The following is a 14,852-nucleotide window of genomic DNA, read 5'->3' on the forward strand; positions in this document are numbered from 1 at the left end:
AATGGGCCGACGCAAAAAAAAGCCCCGCAACCGAAACGCGGTGCGGGGCAAAAAATGGGTTGGTTGCGGCCAACCAAAGGAGCGCTTGAAAAACGTTTACGGGCCGGGTCAGATGCAATCCTGTGCGGCGCGTCCAAAACTCGAAGGCAGAAAGTTCGAGGCCAGCAAGTGCCGCTCGTAGATGAACACCTTGCCGCCACTGCCGGCCTTGTAGGCTTCCAGCACGTTGTCCGCGGAGACTTTGCTCGGCACCACGATCCGGTAGCTGCGCTGGGTCTGCGAGACGGTAGGGTTTAGCGCACTGCCCTGCAATTTCGGTACGACGCAGTCAGCGTACTGGGCTGGTGTCTTGTGGGTCTGCAAGGTCAGGGTCGGGTCGTTCGGCGCGGAGGCGCAACCGGCCAGCAACAAAGAGGCAAACGCCATGACAGGCACAAACAAAGGGCGCATGGAGGTCATCCTGAAAAATATATAGTCCGCTCATCTCGCGACGGGACAGCGTCACGGGCGGTGTTCGATGGGGGCGATTTTCCGGTCATTGCTGACAAAGCAGAACTTGTGTTTCTTGATTGTCACTATTACTTCCAGCAATAGTTGCGTGCCCCGCAGACTGGTACACACTCAATAACAACCGAAAAATATTGATGAGGCCTTTCCTTGAGAACGTTTGACCTGATCCGCGACGCTGTCCTGCCCGATTTCCGTGATCGGGTGGCCGAGTATTTGGTCGAGTACGAAACCGTGCTGGTAAGCGAAATCGCACCCACCCCGGAGGTTGCGCGAGCCACCGCCAATCAGCTGCGCGGTTATTTACGCGGGTTGAACACCACGCGGGTGTTGGGCATGGCGGATTGGGAGGAGCTGGATCGGCGGGTGGTGGATACGTGGCTTTTAGCGCCTGACCCATGACAGGTTCGGCGAGTTGGTCGTTGGCCGGAACTGATCCTCGATTCGCTCGCCTCGAGGCGTACGCACTCGCTTATTAAACAGGCTGGAGATTGCTTGTTTAAACGCCATCAAGTTTACGTCCTGAAAGCTACATAACCTTGCGCCGTTGCCTACGGCTGCGCCAGAATCCGCCGGCTTGTGCGCCTTGGGCCTGGGTTTTATCGTTTCCAGGTCGCTGAATATCAGCGATCGGGTTTGGTAGCCCGGCAATTAGGCGCATAGCGCCACCGTTTGCAGGCCTCTTCAGGTCTCTGTTTTTTATGGTGGCCATGCGCAGGGCTCCTTCGGGGGCGCCGGGTCCTAATTGCCGGTCTACCAACCCGCGTATGGCCACCACCCACTCGTTTGGTAGCGAGGGTGAGGGCTCCTTAATCTCAATTAGGAGTTTCATCTATGTTTAAACCAACGCCAAACCCTCCGGAAACGGACGACGTTTCCCCCTACGAATCCACCGACTCCAAAAAACTCAACGAAGCCGCCGAGCGGGCGCTCGACTTCCACTTCCCGTCGAGTGCCGACATCAAAGCCACCCCGCGAATACGCAGCACCCTGTTTTCTGTGGACCCCGAGGCTACGGCCGAAACCCTGGCGGTCTTTCTAGTCGAGACACTGGCCTCGGTCGATGTGATGGTCCATCAGTTGGTGGATCATCTGGAGGGTGAATCGCGTTATGCGCTGCTGGGCATTTCCAACAGCATCATGGTGGCGGAGATTACGGCGAACCGGGTGTTGGATAGAATTGATCTGCCCAAGTAGGTGCGGTCTGCTGTGTTGAGCGGGTAATTGATGTTGGGCTGTGCAGCGGTCCCTTTTTTGGGGTCGCTGCGCGACCCAACGGGGATAAATCCCCTCGCCACAGTTTTTTGCTCGACTAAAGATTTTCTGAAGTGAACGGCATTAGCCTCATACAAGGCTTAAACAGGGTTAAAGCAATAAGCAGCCAGTTTGTTGCCATCCAGATCACGGGCATACGCAGCGTAGGCGTTCGGCGCCCAGCCCCGCGGTCCCGGGAGACCTTCACACGTCCCGCCAGCGGCCAATGCGGCGGCATGGAAAGCGTCGATGGCGGCACGCGTCGGTGCCTCGAAACTGACTGTCACACCATTGCCGACGCTGGCAGGTGCGCCATTCGCCGGTTTCAGAACGAAGAAAGCCGGTGCGTTCTCGCCCCAGATAGAACCGTTGTCGCCAAGGTCTGCAATACGTTTCTGGCCGAGTTCGCCCAGTACGTTGTCGTAGAAACCGCGGGCCTTGCTCAAGTCATTTGTACCGACTGTAACGTGAGTGAATACGCTCATTTTTATAGCTCTTCGTCAGGTGAGAAAGACGCACAGTACGGCGTCGGGGTTCGGCAAAGAATGTGCCTCGGTCATTTGAAAGAACAGTGATGAATCGGTATTAATCCGATGCGAGGAGTGCATAGACACAGAAGCGCCCTTCACAACAGCCGATGCCTTGATACTCTGCGTGCCCCACGATCATGGACATCAGCACATGGAAGTAGCACCCCAATTCATCATTCTTGAAACCACCCACTGGCTTCTCAATCATCACCTGTCATCGGCGCTTCCCGGCTATGTGATGCTGGGGGCGAAAACTCACGTCAACTCACTGGCTGAACTTCCCGACCGAGCGCTGGCGGAGTTGGGTGGGCTGCTGGCCAACATCCAGAAAACCCTGGAATTGCAGCTGAAGCCGAAGTGGCTCTACATCAGTCGATTCGGTCATGACCCTGGCTACCCCATCCACTTTCACTTCATCCCCGTGTACGCCTGGGTCGAGGAGCTATTCTGGAAAGATGCCAGGTACAGGCTTTTGCAGACATTCGCCAGCCTCGAAAACGCCCAGTCATTGACTGACGGAGCGGAACTGACGCTGTTCATCTGGCGTGAATTTGGAGAGAGCCCGGAGCCGCCGGCAGTCCAAGGGCGATCAATTGACCAGGTCATTGATGATTTACGCAAAGCATTCAGATAGGGGCAGCGAGTTTGTCTGTTCCGGGGTCGATTTCCACCCTCCGCGACACATATTGATTAGGTCAAAAGCGGTTAATATCGCTGCGCTTCGTCTACCCTCACAAAGCGCCAAGCAGCAATCAGCTTGTGCCCGGCGCATCGATTTCTTTTTGTTTATTCACCGGAGAGCTTTCATGCTCAAGCGTACCCTGGCATTGGCCGTCGGCTTTACCCTGTCTTTTGGCAGCCTGTTGGCGCAGGCCGCCGACACCTTGAAAGTCAGCGCGATTCCCGACGAAGCCCCTACTGAATTGCTGCGCAAGTTCAAACCGCTTGGCACTTATCTGGAGCAAAAACTGGGCATGAAGGTTGAGTTCGTGCCAGTGAGTGACTATCCGGCCGTGGTCGAGGCGCTGGCTACTGACCGCATCGACATGGCTTGGCTGGGCGGTTTCACGTTCGTTCAAGCGCGGCTGAAAACCGGCAATGCGATTCCGCTGGTACAGCGCGAACAGGACGCCCAGTTCACCAGCAAATTCATCACCGCCGACCCGAACGTCAAATCCCTCGCCGACCTCAAGGGCAAGACCTTTGCCTTCGGCTCGGTGTCCTCCACGTCGGGCAGTCTCATGCCGCGTTATTTCATGTTGAAGGACGGCATCAAGCCGGAAACTTACTTCAGCCGCGTGGGCTACTCCGGCGCCCATGACGCCACCGTTGCCTGGGTCCAGGCCGGCAAGGTGGACGCCGGGGTCCTGAACGCCAGCGTGTGGGAAAAACTGGTCGCTGCCGGCAAGGTCGACACCAACAAGGTCAAAGTGTTTGCGACCACCCCGGCCTACTTCGACTACAACTGGACAGTGCGCGGGACCCTCGACCCGGCGCTGGCGGCGAAGATCAAGGCAGCCTTCCTCGCACTCGACCCGGCGAACCCGAAGGACAAGGAAATTCTCGATTTGCAGGCTGCCAGCCGGTTCATAGAAACCAGTCCTGACAATTACAAAGGCATCGAGGAAGCCGCACGCGCCGCCGAACTGCTGAAATGACATTGCGTCTGACCCAGGCCAGCCTGACTCACGTCAACGGCGTCCAGGCGTTGCGTGACGTGGACCTGCACATCGGAGCAGGCGAACAGGTTGCAATCATCGGCCCGTCCGGTGCCGGCAAGTCGAGCCTGCTCAACCTGCTGGCCACCGCTTTGCGACCGGATAACGGCGAGTTGCAGGTGCTCGGCGAGCGCGCGTGGCAGCTGTCTGCCCGTCAGCGACAGCGTCTGCGCGCGCGCATCGGGCTGATCCACCAATCGCCGCCCCTGCCACCGCGCCAACGCGTGGTCACCGCGGTGCTGGCCGGAAAACTGGGTCAGTGGGGCCTGGGCAAGAGCCTGCTGAACCTGCTGCATCCGCTGGATGTTCCCGGCGCACGTGCGGCATTGGCCAGGCTGGACCTCGGCGACAAGTTGTTCGCGCAATGCCAGCAACTGTCGGGCGGACAGCTACAACGCGTGGGCATTGCCCGTGTGTTGTATCAGGCGCCCGCGGTGTTGCTGGCCGATGAGCCGGTTTCGGCGATGGATCCGGTGTTGGCCGAGCACACGCTGTCTGTGCTCTGCCGCCATGCCCGGGAGCACAACGTCACCCTGGTCGCCAGCCTGCATGCGGTGGAGTTGGCCCTGGCGCACTTTTCGCGGATCATCGGCTTGCGTGACGGGCAGATCCTGTTTGACCTTGCGCCCAGCGACGTCGACCGCGAGCTGCTCGACACGCTCTACGCCAACGAACAGCTGCAATCCTCGCCGGTGCCTCCCGTTTCCTTGAGTGTGCAGATTCCCCGATGCTGACGTCTGCCACCCGCGATCCCGCCGCCCTGCCCCGTCTGCTGCTCAGCCTGCTGGCGATCGCCCTGCTGTGGCCGGGCATCCGCTACAGCGAGTTGGACCTCAGCGTTTTAGTGGCGAGTGGCAGTCAGAGCGAGATGGTCCGGTTTGTCTCGGCCTTCTGGCCACCGGCCCATGGCGAGGAGTTCATTGAGCTGCTGTTGCAAGCCACCTTGCAGACCCTGGCCATCGCCACGGCCGGCATGGCCCTGGCGTTGCTGTTGGCCGTTCCCGCCAGCCTGCTGGCCAGTCGCGCCCTGTCGCTGTCGGCGGCCTCCCGTGCGGGCCGCCCGAGTTATGGCGGCCAGCTGCTGCGTTGGCCAGTTCGCGGTTTACTGATCTTCCTGCGCAGCGTCCCGGAAATTGTCTGGGCGCTGTTGTTCGTGCGCGCCGTCGGCCTCGGCCCGACGGCCGGGGTGCTGGCCATTGCCATTACTTACAGCGGCATGTTGGGCAAGGTCTACGCGGAAATTTTCGAGTCGGTGGACCAGCGTCCGGCCCACGCGTTACTGCGCTCAGGCAGCGGTCGGCTCGCGGCGTTTTGCTACGGGATCCTGCCCAATGTGGCGGCGGAGCTGATGTCGTACACGGTGTACCGCTGGGAGTGCGCCATCCGCGCCTCGGTGGTGATGGGCTTCGTCGGTGCCGGCGGTCTGGGCCAGCAAATGGATCTGTCGTTGCGCATGTTCGCCGGTGGTGAAGTGGCCAGTCTGTTGCTGACGTTTCTCTTACTGGTGCTGCTCGCCGATCAACTCAGCCGCCTGCTGCGTTGGAGGCTGGCATGAATCGCCTGATCAACCTGGCCCTGATCCTCTCGATCGGCATCGCGGTCGCCGCTTCATTCATCTACTTGAACATCGACCTTGGCGAGCTCGGTGCCGCCGGCAACCTGAAGCAGATGGGGGCCTATGCGCAACGTTTTCTCAGCCCGGACCTGAGCGCGGGTCATCTGCAAGCCATCGGCCACGGTGCCCTGGAAACCATTGCCATGTCCGCCCTCGGCACCCTGCTCGCGGCGGTGTTCGGTCTGCTGTTGGCACTGCCCGCAGCCGGGCGTTTCGGCTGGCCTTTTCAGAGTGCGTCGCGTCTGGTGCTCAACGCTTTGCGCGCGGTTCCGGAATTGGTATGGGCCGCGCTGATGGTCCTGGCCGCCGGACTCGGCCCCAACGCCGGCACTCTCGCGTTGGCCCTGCACACCACTGGCGTACTCGGCCGGTTGTTTGCCGAAGCACTGGAAAACACCCCGCCAGAACCGGCCGAAGCCATCCGCCTACAGGGCGGGAATGCCGTTTGGGCGTTCTGTTACGGCACACTGCCCAACCTGTTGCCGCAGCTACTGGCCTACATCCTGTACCGTTGGGAAAACAACATCCGCATGGCCAGTGTGCTGGGCTTCGTCGGCGCCGGTGGCTTGGGGCAAATGCTCTATGTCAGTCTCAGCCTGTTCCAGGAAGCTCAAGCCAGCACGGTGATCCTGGCCATGCTGCTACTGGTCATCGCCGTCGATTCATTGAGCAGCTGGAGCCGCCAACGCTGGGTCAAGGCTTGATGGTTACTCCTCAGAACGCCCCGTGCACTCACGATCGTGCGGGTAGTGTCTGATGAGCGCAAACACCGGCAACCAGGACTCGCGACGCACGATCCAGCTTTCGTAGGTTGGCATCAGTTGATCAGGGGCATCCAGGGATCCCAGGTTCACTTCGATTTCGTCGGCGGTGCGTGCGAAAACGGACGAGCCGCAACGGGGACAAAAATGCCGCCCGGCGTAGTCGCGGGTTTCGCCCTCGATCTTCACCGCCTCCTGAGGGAATATCGCGCTGGCATTGAAAAGAGCCCCGTGATGCTTGCGGCAGTCGAGACAGTGACAAAGGCCGACCCGGTATGGCCGTCCTGACGCCTCGATTCGAACATTGCCGCACAGGCAGCCGCCGGTGAATCGGTCCATGTTGCGTCTCCTCTGAATCAAACGGTCGAAGTGTTTACAAGGAGCGCCGTCGGGCGTCCTTGAAGGATCCATCAGCCTCTGCGGCCGGTCTTGCCGAGTGAGGCGCAGCCTCTCGACCAGCGGGTTGGAAATACCTGCCGACACTGGCGTTGACCGGTTGTGCGACACAGCATTCTGCTGAGCCTGCGTCCTCACCGCTGCGCCAGAATCCCGAGTTCAAACCGGACCAGTACATGATGGACCACTCGACCCTCTTTTTCTGCTCGACAGCCAGGGCCGCTACCTCAAGCATTTCGGTCGCGGGATCGATGAGAAGGACATCGAGAAACAGGTGGTCGCTGCATTGGCAGATGCAGCGGCCGGATGCTAGATGAAACCAGACATTGTTAAGCGCTCCCCGCTGCTGGATTTCAGTGAGACCAGAGATCCACCGGAAAGTACTTCTGCGAAATTTGCGTGTACTTGCCCGAGTCATGCAACTGCGTAAGCGCCACATCGATTCGCTCTTTGAGTGCGGTGTCACTCTTGCGCAGGCGCGCCCCGATACCCAGGCCATAGAGCAATGGGTCCATCTTGACGCTGCCGGTGCCCTTCTCCTCGTACGCCAACCCGTCCTGGGACTTCAGGAAATCGATGTCGCCGAGCTTGTCGAGAAACATGACGTCGATACGACCTGCCAGCAAATCGGCGTTGCAATCGTCCTGCGTGGTGCAGATACGGATGTCCGATGCCTTACCGTAAGCGGTGCGGATGAACTCGGCGTTGGTGGTCGAACCCTGCACACCGATGGATTTACCGGCCAGGCCTTCCGGTGTCAGCGTCAGGTTGACGTCTTTCGCGGCGACGAAAATCCCTGTCGTCTCATAGTAAGGACGCGAGAAAGCGATGACTTTCTGCCGTTCCGGGCTGATGCCCATTGAGTTGAACAGCACGTCAAATTTGTTGGCGAGCAGTGCCGGAATGATGCCGTCCCAGGCCACTTCCTTGATCTCGCACTCGGCTTTCATCTGCTCGCAAAGGGCCCGGATAAGGTCGGGTTCAAAACCGGTGTATTGCCCGGTGGGTGTCTTGACCAGAAACGGCGGATACGGCTCGGCGGCCACACCGAAACGCAGCTTGTCGTCTGCTGCGCTGGCCGGAGCTGTGAAGGAACTCAACGTCATGCCGATTGAGGCCAGTAAAACCAGATTTCGGAATATTCGTTTCATGGTCGATCCTTTTTTTCAGGAGGATGGTTGCGAACAGAACGATTCAACATCAGTACAAAAATGCCTTTCTAAGCCCCGGGTATAGGCAACGGCAGCCATCCCTGGATCGCTTGCCAGTCCGACTCGAGGGCCGCAAAAACGAGAGAGCGAGAACGTGGACAGGTCGGCGAAACTGCACTCACCGTCGACAACCAGATCGCGAATGGCGTGACCGCTCGCCGGCGAGAGCCCGAACCCGACACCGGACATCGTCGCGACGGTGACGTTATCCAGCGCCGCAGGACGATCGATAACGGGACGACCATCCGGGGTGTTTTCGATAAACCCTGCCCAACTGCGAATCACCCGTTTGTGCGCGATTTTGGGGAACAGTTCGGCCAGCCGCTTGGCGATATTGCATTGCAGGGGTGTCGACTGCGGACGTGTGCCGCGCAGATCGGCGAGCTCGACCCATTCGTGCGGGCCACCCCCATACGCCAGGTTGCCGCGCAGGGTTTGCCGGCCATACAGCCCGTTGCCATCAACACCACCCACCTCCAATAACGGCAGCGGCTCGGTCACGATCATCTCGGCTCGAGCGGTGACCAACGGAATCTCTACGCCAAGTTGGGCTTGGCCATTCACCGGTATGCGGGCCGGCGGCAAACCAGGTGATCGCAGGCGATCAAGCCTTGTGCCGTGCGCACGCCCGTCACGTGGTCGCCTTGGCGTTCAATGGCGACGACAGGCGTGTGTTCGAGAACGCGGCCGCCGAGATTTTGCAGCGCCCATGCGTAGGCCTGCAGGGTGCGGTGCGGATTGGCGTGGCCGCCGAAATGATAGTAGTAGCCCGCCAACACGTTATCGCCCGCGAAAGGCACGAGTTCCCGAACCTCCTGAGGGTCCAGGAGGTCAGCGCGCAATCCATAATACTTGGCTTCGTCCACGACTTTTTTGTCGAGTGACAACTGGTGTTCGGTGGGAAGAGGAATTGATTCCGGTGTGCTCGCCGGCATTGCTGGCCGGGACGACCCCGGAAGAGGTGCTCAAGACCGGGCGGCTGGTGGACTCGAGCATGGATCGCCTGGACTGGCGCCGCTGGGAAGAGTACTACCCGGGCTCGACCGGGGCCGATAACGCGCATCTGACGTTCGACACGCTGGAGTCCGCCATCGTCGCCGTGAAATGTGGTCAGGGCATCGCGCTCGTCGACGCCGTGCTCACACGCGATGAATTGCTCACCGGGCAACTGACCCGCGTGCATGCTGGCCGCATCATCACGGGTGGACGTTACACGCTGGTCTATCCAAAGCGGGTGAAGCGCTCAAGCGTCTTCTCCGAGTTCCTCGACTGGCTGGAACAGGAAGTGCCCGGCCACCCCCGAAACAGTGCCTAAACCGTTTCACCGTTTCCTTCTGCGCCCGCCTTAGTGCTAAATAGACGCCCAAGCTACAAGTCCAGACCCTGTCGCGTATTGCCGTGCAACGAGAAACCGATATGAACACCCATTTTGAGACAACAGCATGATCGAAGTCACCGAAGTTTCCATCGCCCAACTGCGTGCGGCGCTGGAGTCTGGCCAGACCACTGCGGTTGAGCTGGTCCAGGCCTATCTTGCCAGGATCGACGCCTACGACGGCCCCGACACGCCGACCGCGCTCAACGCCGTGGTGGTTCGCAACCCCGAGGCGTTCACGGAAGCGCAGGCGTCCGATGCCCGTAGGGCCAAGGGCGAAACGCTCGGTCCGCTGGATGGCATTCCTTACACGGCCAAGGACAGTTATCTGGTGAAGGGCCTCACGGCGGCGTCCGGAAGTCCGGCCTTCAAGAACCTGATTGCCTATCGCGATGCGTTCACCATCGAACGGCTGCGTGCCGCCGGGGCGATCTGCCTGGGCAAGACCAATATGCCGCCGATGGCCAATGGCGGCATGCAGCGCGGGGTCTATGGCCGTGCCGAGAGCCCGTACAACGCTGACTACCTGACAGCCCCTTTTGCCTCGGGTTCCTCGAACGGCGCCGGGACTGCAACTGCTGCCAGTTTCGCCGCATTCGGCCTTGCCGAAGAAACCTGGTCGAGCGGACGCGGCCCGGCCTCGAACAATGGCTTGTGCGCTTATACGCCTTCACGCGGCGTGATCTCGGTGCGCGGCAACTGGCCGCTGACGCCGACGATGGACGTGGTCGTGCCGTACGCCAGAACCATGGCGGACCTGCTCGAAGTGCTCGATGTGGTGGTGGCAAATGATCCCGACACACGGGGTGATCTGTGGCGGATGCAACCCTGGGTGCCGATTCCGAGTGTCGCTTCGGTGCGCCCTGCGTCCTATGCCGAGTTGGCCGTAAAGTCCGATGTGCTTGCTGGAAAACGCTTCGGCGTTCCGCGCATGTACATCAACGCGGACCCCGAAGCGGGCACCAGCGATGCGCCGGGCATCGGTGGCCCGACGGGGCAGAAAATCAACACCCGTCCGACCGTGATCAGCCTCTGGCAAGACGCGCGCAAGGCACTTGAAGCTGCGGGCGCCGAAGTGATCGAGGTCGAGTTCCCGCTGGTCTCCAATTGTGAAGGTGATCGTCCTGGCGCGCCGACCGTGTTCACCCGCGGCCTGGTGTCCAAGGAGTTCCTGCACCATGAGTTGTGGGACCTGTCGGCCTGGGCGTTCGATGATTTCCTGCGGGCCAACGGTGATCCGAAACTGAACCGTCTGGCCGACGTCGACGGGCCGCTGATTTTCCCCCACGACCCGGGCACCCTGCCCAATCGCGAAGACGACCTTGCCGCTGGCATGGATGAATACGTGAAGATGGCCGAGCGCGGCATCACGCCGTGGGACCGGATCGTCACGGTGCCTGACGGCTTGCGCGGACTGGAAGAGACCCGTCGAATCGACCTTGAAGACTGGATGGATCGGCTGAACCTTGATGCGGTGCTGTTCCCGACAGTGGCCGACGTCGGGCCGGCGAATGCCGATGTCGATCTGCAGTCGGCGGACATCGCGTGGAGTAACGGGGTGTGGGTCGCCAACGGCAACCTCGCCATTCGTCACCTCGGTGTTCCGACGGTCACGGTCCCGATGGGCGTCATGGCGGATATCGGCATGCCAGTCGGGCTGACATTTGCCGGGCGTGCCTATGACGATTCAGCGCTGCTGCGCTTTGCTTCGGCGTTTGAGTCGGTTGGCTCCAAGCGATTGGTTCCGCCTCGGACCCCGCCGTTGCAGGGCTGAAAAACTGCGAGCGCCACTTCACTGATGCACGGCGCTTGCGACGTTTCCATCAGCAACTGCCCCACCACGTCCGACAGAGCGCTTTGCACATCCTTCCCACCACGCAAGGCTCGCGCATAGGCGCTCCGCTGCCGATCTGCACTGGTCCCATCCCGGAGAATCCGGCGGGCTTGAACAAACACGTTCTCCACGCCCATCTTCTGCGCGGTATCTCCAAGGATCTGTTGCGCCCTGAACAGCCATTGCCCGGCAGAGAACGGCCGGTCGTAACCTTCAATGATGAAGGCTGCATGGATGCCGGATCGTTTCGCCCGCCACCGATTTTCCTTGAGGATCCATTGCGACGCTTGCGAATAGCTCGATCCCGGACGGGGCTGATCAATGGCATGGGCAACCAGTAATCGAAACAATGAGGCAATGCACAATACGTCATCCAGTCGTGGACAGGCGTCCGTCATCCGCATCTCCAACGTCGGGTACTTCGCGGCCGGGCGTAAACCCCACCAGCAATCGCCCGCCTGCTTGATCGTGCCGGTGCGGATCAGCAAGGCGACGTAGGCGTCATAGGCGTCTTGATCTTCGAAGAACTCCGGAATACCCATCCGCGGCCACTCATCACACGCCGTCTGCCGATAGCTCATAAAGCCGCTGTCGGCGCCGTCCCAAAAGGGTGACGAAGTGCTGAGTGCCAACAACAACGGCATCCACGGCAAGACTTCGTTCATCACCCGAATACGATCCAGATGCCCTGGCACTTCAACATGCACGTGCAGGCCGGACAGCAGGCTGCGCCTTGCTACGCGCTGGTAGTCTTCGAACAGTTGAAGAAAGTGAGGTTGGTCCGTGGCCTGCTGCAGACGCCAATCCGCCAACGGATGACTCCCGGCACTGAGCAGTCCCAAGCCGTACCCTTCGAGCGTTTGCCGCAACCTTGTGCGGGCAGAAAACAGGTATTCCGTTGCTTGCTCGACGCTGGTGAAGATGGGGGAAGCGACTTCGATTTGCCCCCGGAACATCTCGTGCGCGAAGCAATCGCCCAACACCACCTGGCATGCTTCGATGGACGCGTCGGGAGGCTTCTCGGACATGCGCCGGGTGTCCAGGTCCGTGATGAAGTATTCCTCTTCAATGCCAAACTTCAGGTGTCTGTCCATCGATGCTCTTCTCGGCTTGCGCACTGCAGTCTTGTGATACCCGCAAGGGCTGATGCCGCTCAGTTAAGCAATTTCTGCGCTAACGCCGTTTTGTAGCCGCTGGCGAAGCCTGCGTTCGGCTGCGCAGCAGTCGTTAATCCTGGTCGCGCGGGTATCCTGATACACCGCATAGTCTGATTTTACGACTGCTTCGCAGCCGAACGCAGGCTTCGCCAACTGCTACAAAGAATGCGTCGCGGCTGACGGTTGCTAAACGGACCTCGGCAATCGGTAGAAAAGCGGGAAGTGTGTGCCAGACCTCCCGCCTTTCACGCCGCCCTTTATGTACCCAAACCTCGGGACACATCGGCTGGCGTATCGGAGGCTGCGCGGTACTCACCTTCCGGTTTCGTCTCTACGTCCGAGTGATCGGTGGTTTTGGTCACGGTGTCGCGCACGGCTTCGAATCCTTCCCTTGCCTGCTGCTTGACCTTGTCGGCAAGGCCTGCGCTGGTTTTGCCCATGTAGCGTTGCTCGGTCGCTGTCGAAGGCAATGCCGCGCCCAACATGGCGCCTAACGCGATGCCCGCTGCGGCGACCATCAGCGGTTGTTCCTTCAACAACTGGCTGAACTGATTGCCCAGCAGCTGTGTATTGCGCACCAATCGGTCACTGACGTCATGCACGGCATGGCTGATGTTGTCGGTGGCAGCACCCAGGTTATCGCCCAGGTGTGCAGCCTTGCCTTTGACGTTCTGATAACCGTCCTTGAGCGTGTCAGCCGTTTGGTGCAAATGGTCGCGGGCACTGTCGATGCCGTCAGCCAAGCCATCGGCCCACTCTCCAACGGTGTTCTGATCCGGGCCCACGCGATAGGCTGGACGGGGTGACGGTGGGCGATTCTGGCTCATCATCAACCACAGCAATCCGACGGATGTCAGGACAGCTGGAACCGGATTATTGCGAACGCTGGTGCCCAGGTTGGTCAGGAATGTCGTGCCGTTGCTCTGCATAAGCGACAGCGCCTGATCGAACATCTGGCCAGGGGTGAACTTGCTTTCCAGCGCATCGACAATGTTGCCGATACTCGCCCGCTGGGCATCGATTTCACGCTCGATGGTTTCAGGGCTTTTTGCCGCCTCGGTGTCGAATTCACTGTTCATGAGACTTTCCTCCGCAGCGCTTCCTGGTCTTTGTTCAAAGCATCCAGTGTGCGATCAGGCTTGAAGTTGGACGGCTCGAATTGTTTTTTCCCGGACTGCAGCATGGCGAACCCGACGATCATCACCACCACGCCGACAATCAGCGCTGCCAGCCACGGCGCCATCATGGTGCTGAGGCCGTAGACCGCGGACATCAACAGAATGATGAGCCCCGCCAACAGCACAATTGCACCCCCGGCGACACCGGCAATCCCTGCTTTGAGCGTCGTGAGACTGGCTTGAAGCTCGGCTTTGGCCAACGCCAGTTCCTTGGTGAATAGCGCGGGCACTTCACGGGATAACTGGCGTAACAGCCCGACGACGGAAGCGTCATGATCAGGCGCAGACACGGGTCTTGAGCCCGGAAAATCTGGTTCTTCTCTGTTCATCACAGTGCTCCATTGAAGTTTGTCGAACCCGGTGTCGAGGTCGTCGCGAAGTTCGAAGGGTGGTCTTGCTCATTCGGTGAGGCCGGCGTAATGCCAGGGCTTGGATCGTTGCGTGATGCAACGGAGGTTTCATAGGGCCGATGTGCACCAAAACCGCCGGACGGTGGCATGGAGTGACCGGCTGCCGGGTTGTCGGCATCGGGGAATGTTGCTGCTGGGGAACTGCCGGCTTTCAGGAACCGCGACAGGCCGAAGCCCAGCGCAATGCTGCCGGCAATGAACAGCCCCGGATTGCTGCGGGCCAACTCGGCCCCGTCATGGAGCAGCTGTTCGGCGCTTTTTCCGCGCAGATTACCGGCGAGGCCACTCATGGAGTCCGCCATGTCTGCCAAGTAATCGGACATGCCGAGCGTGTCCTTGCTTTCGAGTTCGGAGACGACTGATTTCGCTCCCTTGGCCAAGGCCTCGATCTGATCGGCTGCGGTGTCGCGGTATTGGCCGAATTGTGCGTCTGCCTGTTGTCGCGCGCCCTCAAGTGCTTCTGTCACGTCCTCCTTCAAGTGTTCAAAGCCTGGCTCCGGCTCTGCGGAATTGGGCTTATCTGGCTGACTCCCGGTCGTGCTGTCTGAAGTATTCATGTCATCCCTCGCCTTCTGTCTGTAATCAAGCGTTCCGGGAGTTCGCAGTGAGTGCAGCCTCCCTCATTGCAGATGACGAAGGGGGTGATGGGGAGTTCCAACGAAATGATGAGTGATGCGTTCAGTTCGTCGGCTGGGCTGGGGGCTGCCGACTTCGAGGTGGGGGACATATCCGTTTCTGCGGTAACGGCGGCTATTGGTTCCGCCCTTACGGCGGGTCACTTGTGCGCCCAGCATGGGCGCCATCCTAGAGGTGAAAGTCCTCTCTTGAGCTGGCCACAGCGAATGAAGCGAAGCGCAACTGCATGAGGGCGACCGAGTGTGGGAAGGAAGCGTGGAACGTAAACCG

At 60.1% G+C, this 14,852-nt stretch carries 19 protein-coding genes; 9 read left to right on the forward strand and 10 right to left on the reverse strand.

The genetic code is table 11. The annotated features are described in order from the left end of the window. Nucleotides 1–108 precede the first annotated feature (108 nt). Nucleotides 109–450, reverse strand: a complete 342-nt coding sequence (locus tag EYC95_RS27085; RefSeq protein ID WP_131063052.1) for a hypothetical protein — start codon at nt 448–450, stop codon at nt 109–111. A 207-nt stretch (nt 451–657) separates the two neighbouring features. On the opposite strand from EYC95_RS27085, the gene EYC95_RS27090 reads away from it, so the two are divergent. Continuing rightward, nucleotides 658–909: a hypothetical protein gene (locus EYC95_RS27090; RefSeq protein WP_131063053.1), complete on the forward strand. Its 252-nt coding sequence runs from the start codon at nt 658–660 to the stop codon at nt 907–909. Nucleotides 910–1,341: 432 nt separating this feature from the next. Continuing rightward, nucleotides 1,342–1,704 carry a DUF6124 family protein gene (locus tag EYC95_RS27095; RefSeq protein WP_131063054.1) on the forward strand — a complete coding sequence of 121 codons (363 nt, stop codon included), beginning with the start codon at nt 1,342–1,344 and terminating at the stop codon, nt 1,702–1,704. A 158-nt stretch (nt 1,705–1,862) separates the two neighbouring features. Here the strand turns inward: EYC95_RS27095 and EYC95_RS27100 are convergent, their stop codons facing one another. Then, nucleotides 1,863–2,246: a VOC family protein gene (locus EYC95_RS27100; RefSeq protein ID WP_131063055.1), complete on the reverse strand. Its 384-nt coding sequence runs from the start codon at nt 2,244–2,246 to the stop codon at nt 1,863–1,865. A gap of 196 nt (nt 2,247–2,442) precedes the next feature. Between EYC95_RS27100 and EYC95_RS27105 the strand changes: the two genes are divergently transcribed. The 5 genes from EYC95_RS27105 (at nt 2,443) to phnE (ending at nt 6,328) form a co-directional block, all read left to right on the forward strand. Then, complete coding sequence (locus EYC95_RS27105) at nt 2,443–2,925, forward strand: HIT family protein (protein WP_131063056.1); 483 nt, start codon at nt 2,443–2,445, stop codon at nt 2,923–2,925. Nucleotides 2,926–3,097: 172 nt separating this feature from the next. Continuing rightward, nucleotides 3,098–3,949: a putative selenate ABC transporter substrate-binding protein gene (locus EYC95_RS27110; RefSeq protein ID WP_131063057.1), complete on the forward strand. Its 852-nt coding sequence runs from the start codon at nt 3,098–3,100 to the stop codon at nt 3,947–3,949. Continuing rightward, entirely contained in the window at nt 3,946–4,743 is a 798-nt protein-coding gene (locus tag EYC95_RS27115) for a phosphonate ABC transporter ATP-binding protein (protein WP_131063058.1), read from the forward strand. Before EYC95_RS27110 ends, EYC95_RS27115 begins: the two co-directional genes overlap by 4 nt. After that, entirely contained in the window at nt 4,737–5,564 is an 828-nt protein-coding gene (locus tag EYC95_RS27120) for an ABC transporter permease (RefSeq protein ID WP_131063059.1), read from the forward strand. The genes EYC95_RS27115 and EYC95_RS27120 overlap by 7 nt, the downstream gene beginning before the upstream one ends. Further along, nucleotides 5,561–6,328, forward strand: a complete 768-nt coding sequence (phnE, locus tag EYC95_RS27125; RefSeq protein ID WP_131063060.1) for a phosphonate ABC transporter, permease protein PhnE — start codon at nt 5,561–5,563, stop codon at nt 6,326–6,328. The genes EYC95_RS27120 and phnE overlap by 4 nt, the downstream gene beginning before the upstream one ends. A 3-nt stretch (nt 6,329–6,331) precedes the next feature. Here the strand turns inward: phnE and EYC95_RS27130 are convergent, their stop codons facing one another. The 4 genes from EYC95_RS27130 to EYC95_RS30415 form a co-directional block, all read right to left on the reverse strand. Then, nucleotides 6,332–6,724 (reverse strand): GFA family protein, encoded by a 393-nt coding sequence (locus EYC95_RS27130; RefSeq protein ID WP_131063061.1) that lies wholly within the window; start codon nt 6,722–6,724, stop codon nt 6,332–6,334. 410 nt (nt 6,725–7,134) lie between these two features. Continuing rightward, nucleotides 7,135–7,932, reverse strand: a complete 798-nt coding sequence (locus EYC95_RS27140; protein ID WP_131063062.1) for a transporter substrate-binding domain-containing protein — start codon at nt 7,930–7,932, stop codon at nt 7,135–7,137. A 15-nt stretch (nt 7,933–7,947) separates the two neighbouring features. Beyond that, entirely contained in the window at nt 7,948–8,499 is a 552-nt protein-coding gene (locus tag EYC95_RS30410; RefSeq protein ID WP_218568859.1) for an FAD-binding oxidoreductase, read from the reverse strand. 53 nt (nt 8,500–8,552) lie between these two features. Continuing rightward, a complete protein-coding gene (locus tag EYC95_RS30415; protein WP_218568860.1) occupies nt 8,553–8,879 on the reverse strand; it encodes an FAD-binding oxidoreductase in 327 nt (108 codons plus the stop codon). Between the two features lie 23 nt (nt 8,880–8,902). Here EYC95_RS30415 and EYC95_RS27150 point away from each other — a divergent pair, with 23 nt between their 5' ends. Together EYC95_RS27150 and EYC95_RS27155 are read left to right on the forward strand one after the other, a co-directional pair. Beyond that, nucleotides 8,903–9,307 (forward strand): LysR substrate-binding domain-containing protein, encoded by a 405-nt coding sequence (locus tag EYC95_RS27150; protein ID WP_165557514.1) that lies wholly within the window; start codon nt 8,903–8,905, stop codon nt 9,305–9,307. Between the two features lie 127 nt (nt 9,308–9,434). After that, nucleotides 9,435–11,141, forward strand: a complete 1,707-nt coding sequence (locus EYC95_RS27155; protein WP_131063063.1) for an amidase — start codon at nt 9,435–9,437, stop codon at nt 11,139–11,141. Here the strand turns inward: EYC95_RS27155 and EYC95_RS27160 are convergent. The 4 genes from EYC95_RS27160 to EYC95_RS27175 all read right to left on the reverse strand — a co-directional run bounded on the left by EYC95_RS27160 (nt 11,045) and on the right by EYC95_RS27175 (nt 14,503). Further along, complete coding sequence (locus EYC95_RS27160; RefSeq protein WP_131063064.1) at nt 11,045–12,295, reverse strand: carboxylate-amine ligase; 1,251 nt, start codon at nt 12,293–12,295, stop codon at nt 11,045–11,047. The two genes, EYC95_RS27155 and EYC95_RS27160, sit on opposite strands and share 97 nt — an antisense overlap. A 320-nt stretch (nt 12,296–12,615) precedes the next feature. Beyond that, nucleotides 12,616–13,437, reverse strand: a complete 822-nt coding sequence (locus tag EYC95_RS27165; protein ID WP_131063065.1) for a DUF3618 domain-containing protein — start codon at nt 13,435–13,437, stop codon at nt 12,616–12,618. Next, on the reverse strand, nt 13,434–13,865 hold the full coding sequence (locus EYC95_RS27170) for a phage holin family protein (protein WP_131063066.1): 432 nt from the start codon (nt 13,863–13,865) through the stop codon (nt 13,434–13,436). Before EYC95_RS27170 ends, EYC95_RS27165 begins: the two co-directional genes overlap by 4 nt. Continuing rightward, entirely contained in the window at nt 13,865–14,503 is a 639-nt protein-coding gene (locus EYC95_RS27175; protein ID WP_131063067.1) for a hypothetical protein, read from the reverse strand. The genes EYC95_RS27170 and EYC95_RS27175 overlap by 1 nt, the downstream gene beginning before the upstream one ends. Nucleotides 14,504–14,852: the final 349 nt, after the last annotated feature.

This window comes from Pseudomonas sp. BGI-2, from assembly GCF_004310295.1.
Classification (GTDB): Bacteria; Pseudomonadota; Gammaproteobacteria; order Pseudomonadales; family Pseudomonadaceae; genus Aquipseudomonas.

What these genes read in the sequence shown, in the direction of transcription:
- EYC95_RS27085 (WP_131063052.1), bottom strand. Translation starts at nt 450, where the DNA reads ATGCGCCCTTTGTTTGTGCCTGTCATGGCGTTTGCCTCTTTGTTGCTG.
- EYC95_RS27095 (WP_131063054.1), top strand. Translation starts at nt 1,342, where the DNA reads ATGTTTAAACCAACGCCAAACCCTCCGGAAACGGACGACGTTTCCCCC.
- EYC95_RS27100 (WP_131063055.1), bottom strand. Translation starts at nt 2,246, where the DNA reads ATGAGCGTATTCACTCACGTTACAGTCGGTACAAATGACTTGAGCAAG.
- EYC95_RS27105 (WP_131063056.1), top strand. Translation starts at nt 2,443, where the DNA reads ATGGAAGTAGCACCCCAATTCATCATTCTTGAAACCACCCACTGGCTT.
- EYC95_RS27110 (WP_131063057.1), top strand. Translation starts at nt 3,098, where the DNA reads ATGCTCAAGCGTACCCTGGCATTGGCCGTCGGCTTTACCCTGTCTTTT.
- EYC95_RS27115 (WP_131063058.1), top strand. Translation starts at nt 3,946, where the DNA reads ATGACATTGCGTCTGACCCAGGCCAGCCTGACTCACGTCAACGGCGTC.
- EYC95_RS27120 (WP_131063059.1), top strand. Translation starts at nt 4,737, where the DNA reads ATGCTGACGTCTGCCACCCGCGATCCCGCCGCCCTGCCCCGTCTGCTG.
- phnE (WP_131063060.1), top strand. Translation starts at nt 5,561, where the DNA reads ATGAATCGCCTGATCAACCTGGCCCTGATCCTCTCGATCGGCATCGCG.
- EYC95_RS27130 (WP_131063061.1), bottom strand. Translation starts at nt 6,724, where the DNA reads ATGGACCGATTCACCGGCGGCTGCCTGTGCGGCAATGTTCGAATCGAG.
- EYC95_RS27140 (WP_131063062.1), bottom strand. Translation starts at nt 7,932, where the DNA reads ATGAAACGAATATTCCGAAATCTGGTTTTACTGGCCTCAATCGGCATG.
- EYC95_RS30410 (WP_218568859.1), bottom strand. Translation starts at nt 8,499, where the DNA reads ATGATCGTGACCGAGCCGCTGCCGTTATTGGAGGTGGGTGGTGTTGAT.
- EYC95_RS27155 (WP_131063063.1), top strand. Translation starts at nt 9,435, where the DNA reads ATGATCGAAGTCACCGAAGTTTCCATCGCCCAACTGCGTGCGGCGCTG.
- EYC95_RS27160 (WP_131063064.1), bottom strand. Translation starts at nt 12,295, where the DNA reads ATGGACAGACACCTGAAGTTTGGCATTGAAGAGGAATACTTCATCACG.
- EYC95_RS27165 (WP_131063065.1), bottom strand. Translation starts at nt 13,437, where the DNA reads ATGAACAGTGAATTCGACACCGAGGCGGCAAAAAGCCCTGAAACCATC.
- EYC95_RS27170 (WP_131063066.1), bottom strand. Translation starts at nt 13,865, where the DNA reads ATGAACAGAGAAGAACCAGATTTTCCGGGCTCAAGACCCGTGTCTGCG.
- EYC95_RS27175 (WP_131063067.1), bottom strand. Translation starts at nt 14,503, where the DNA reads ATGAATACTTCAGACAGCACGACCGGGAGTCAGCCAGATAAGCCCAAT.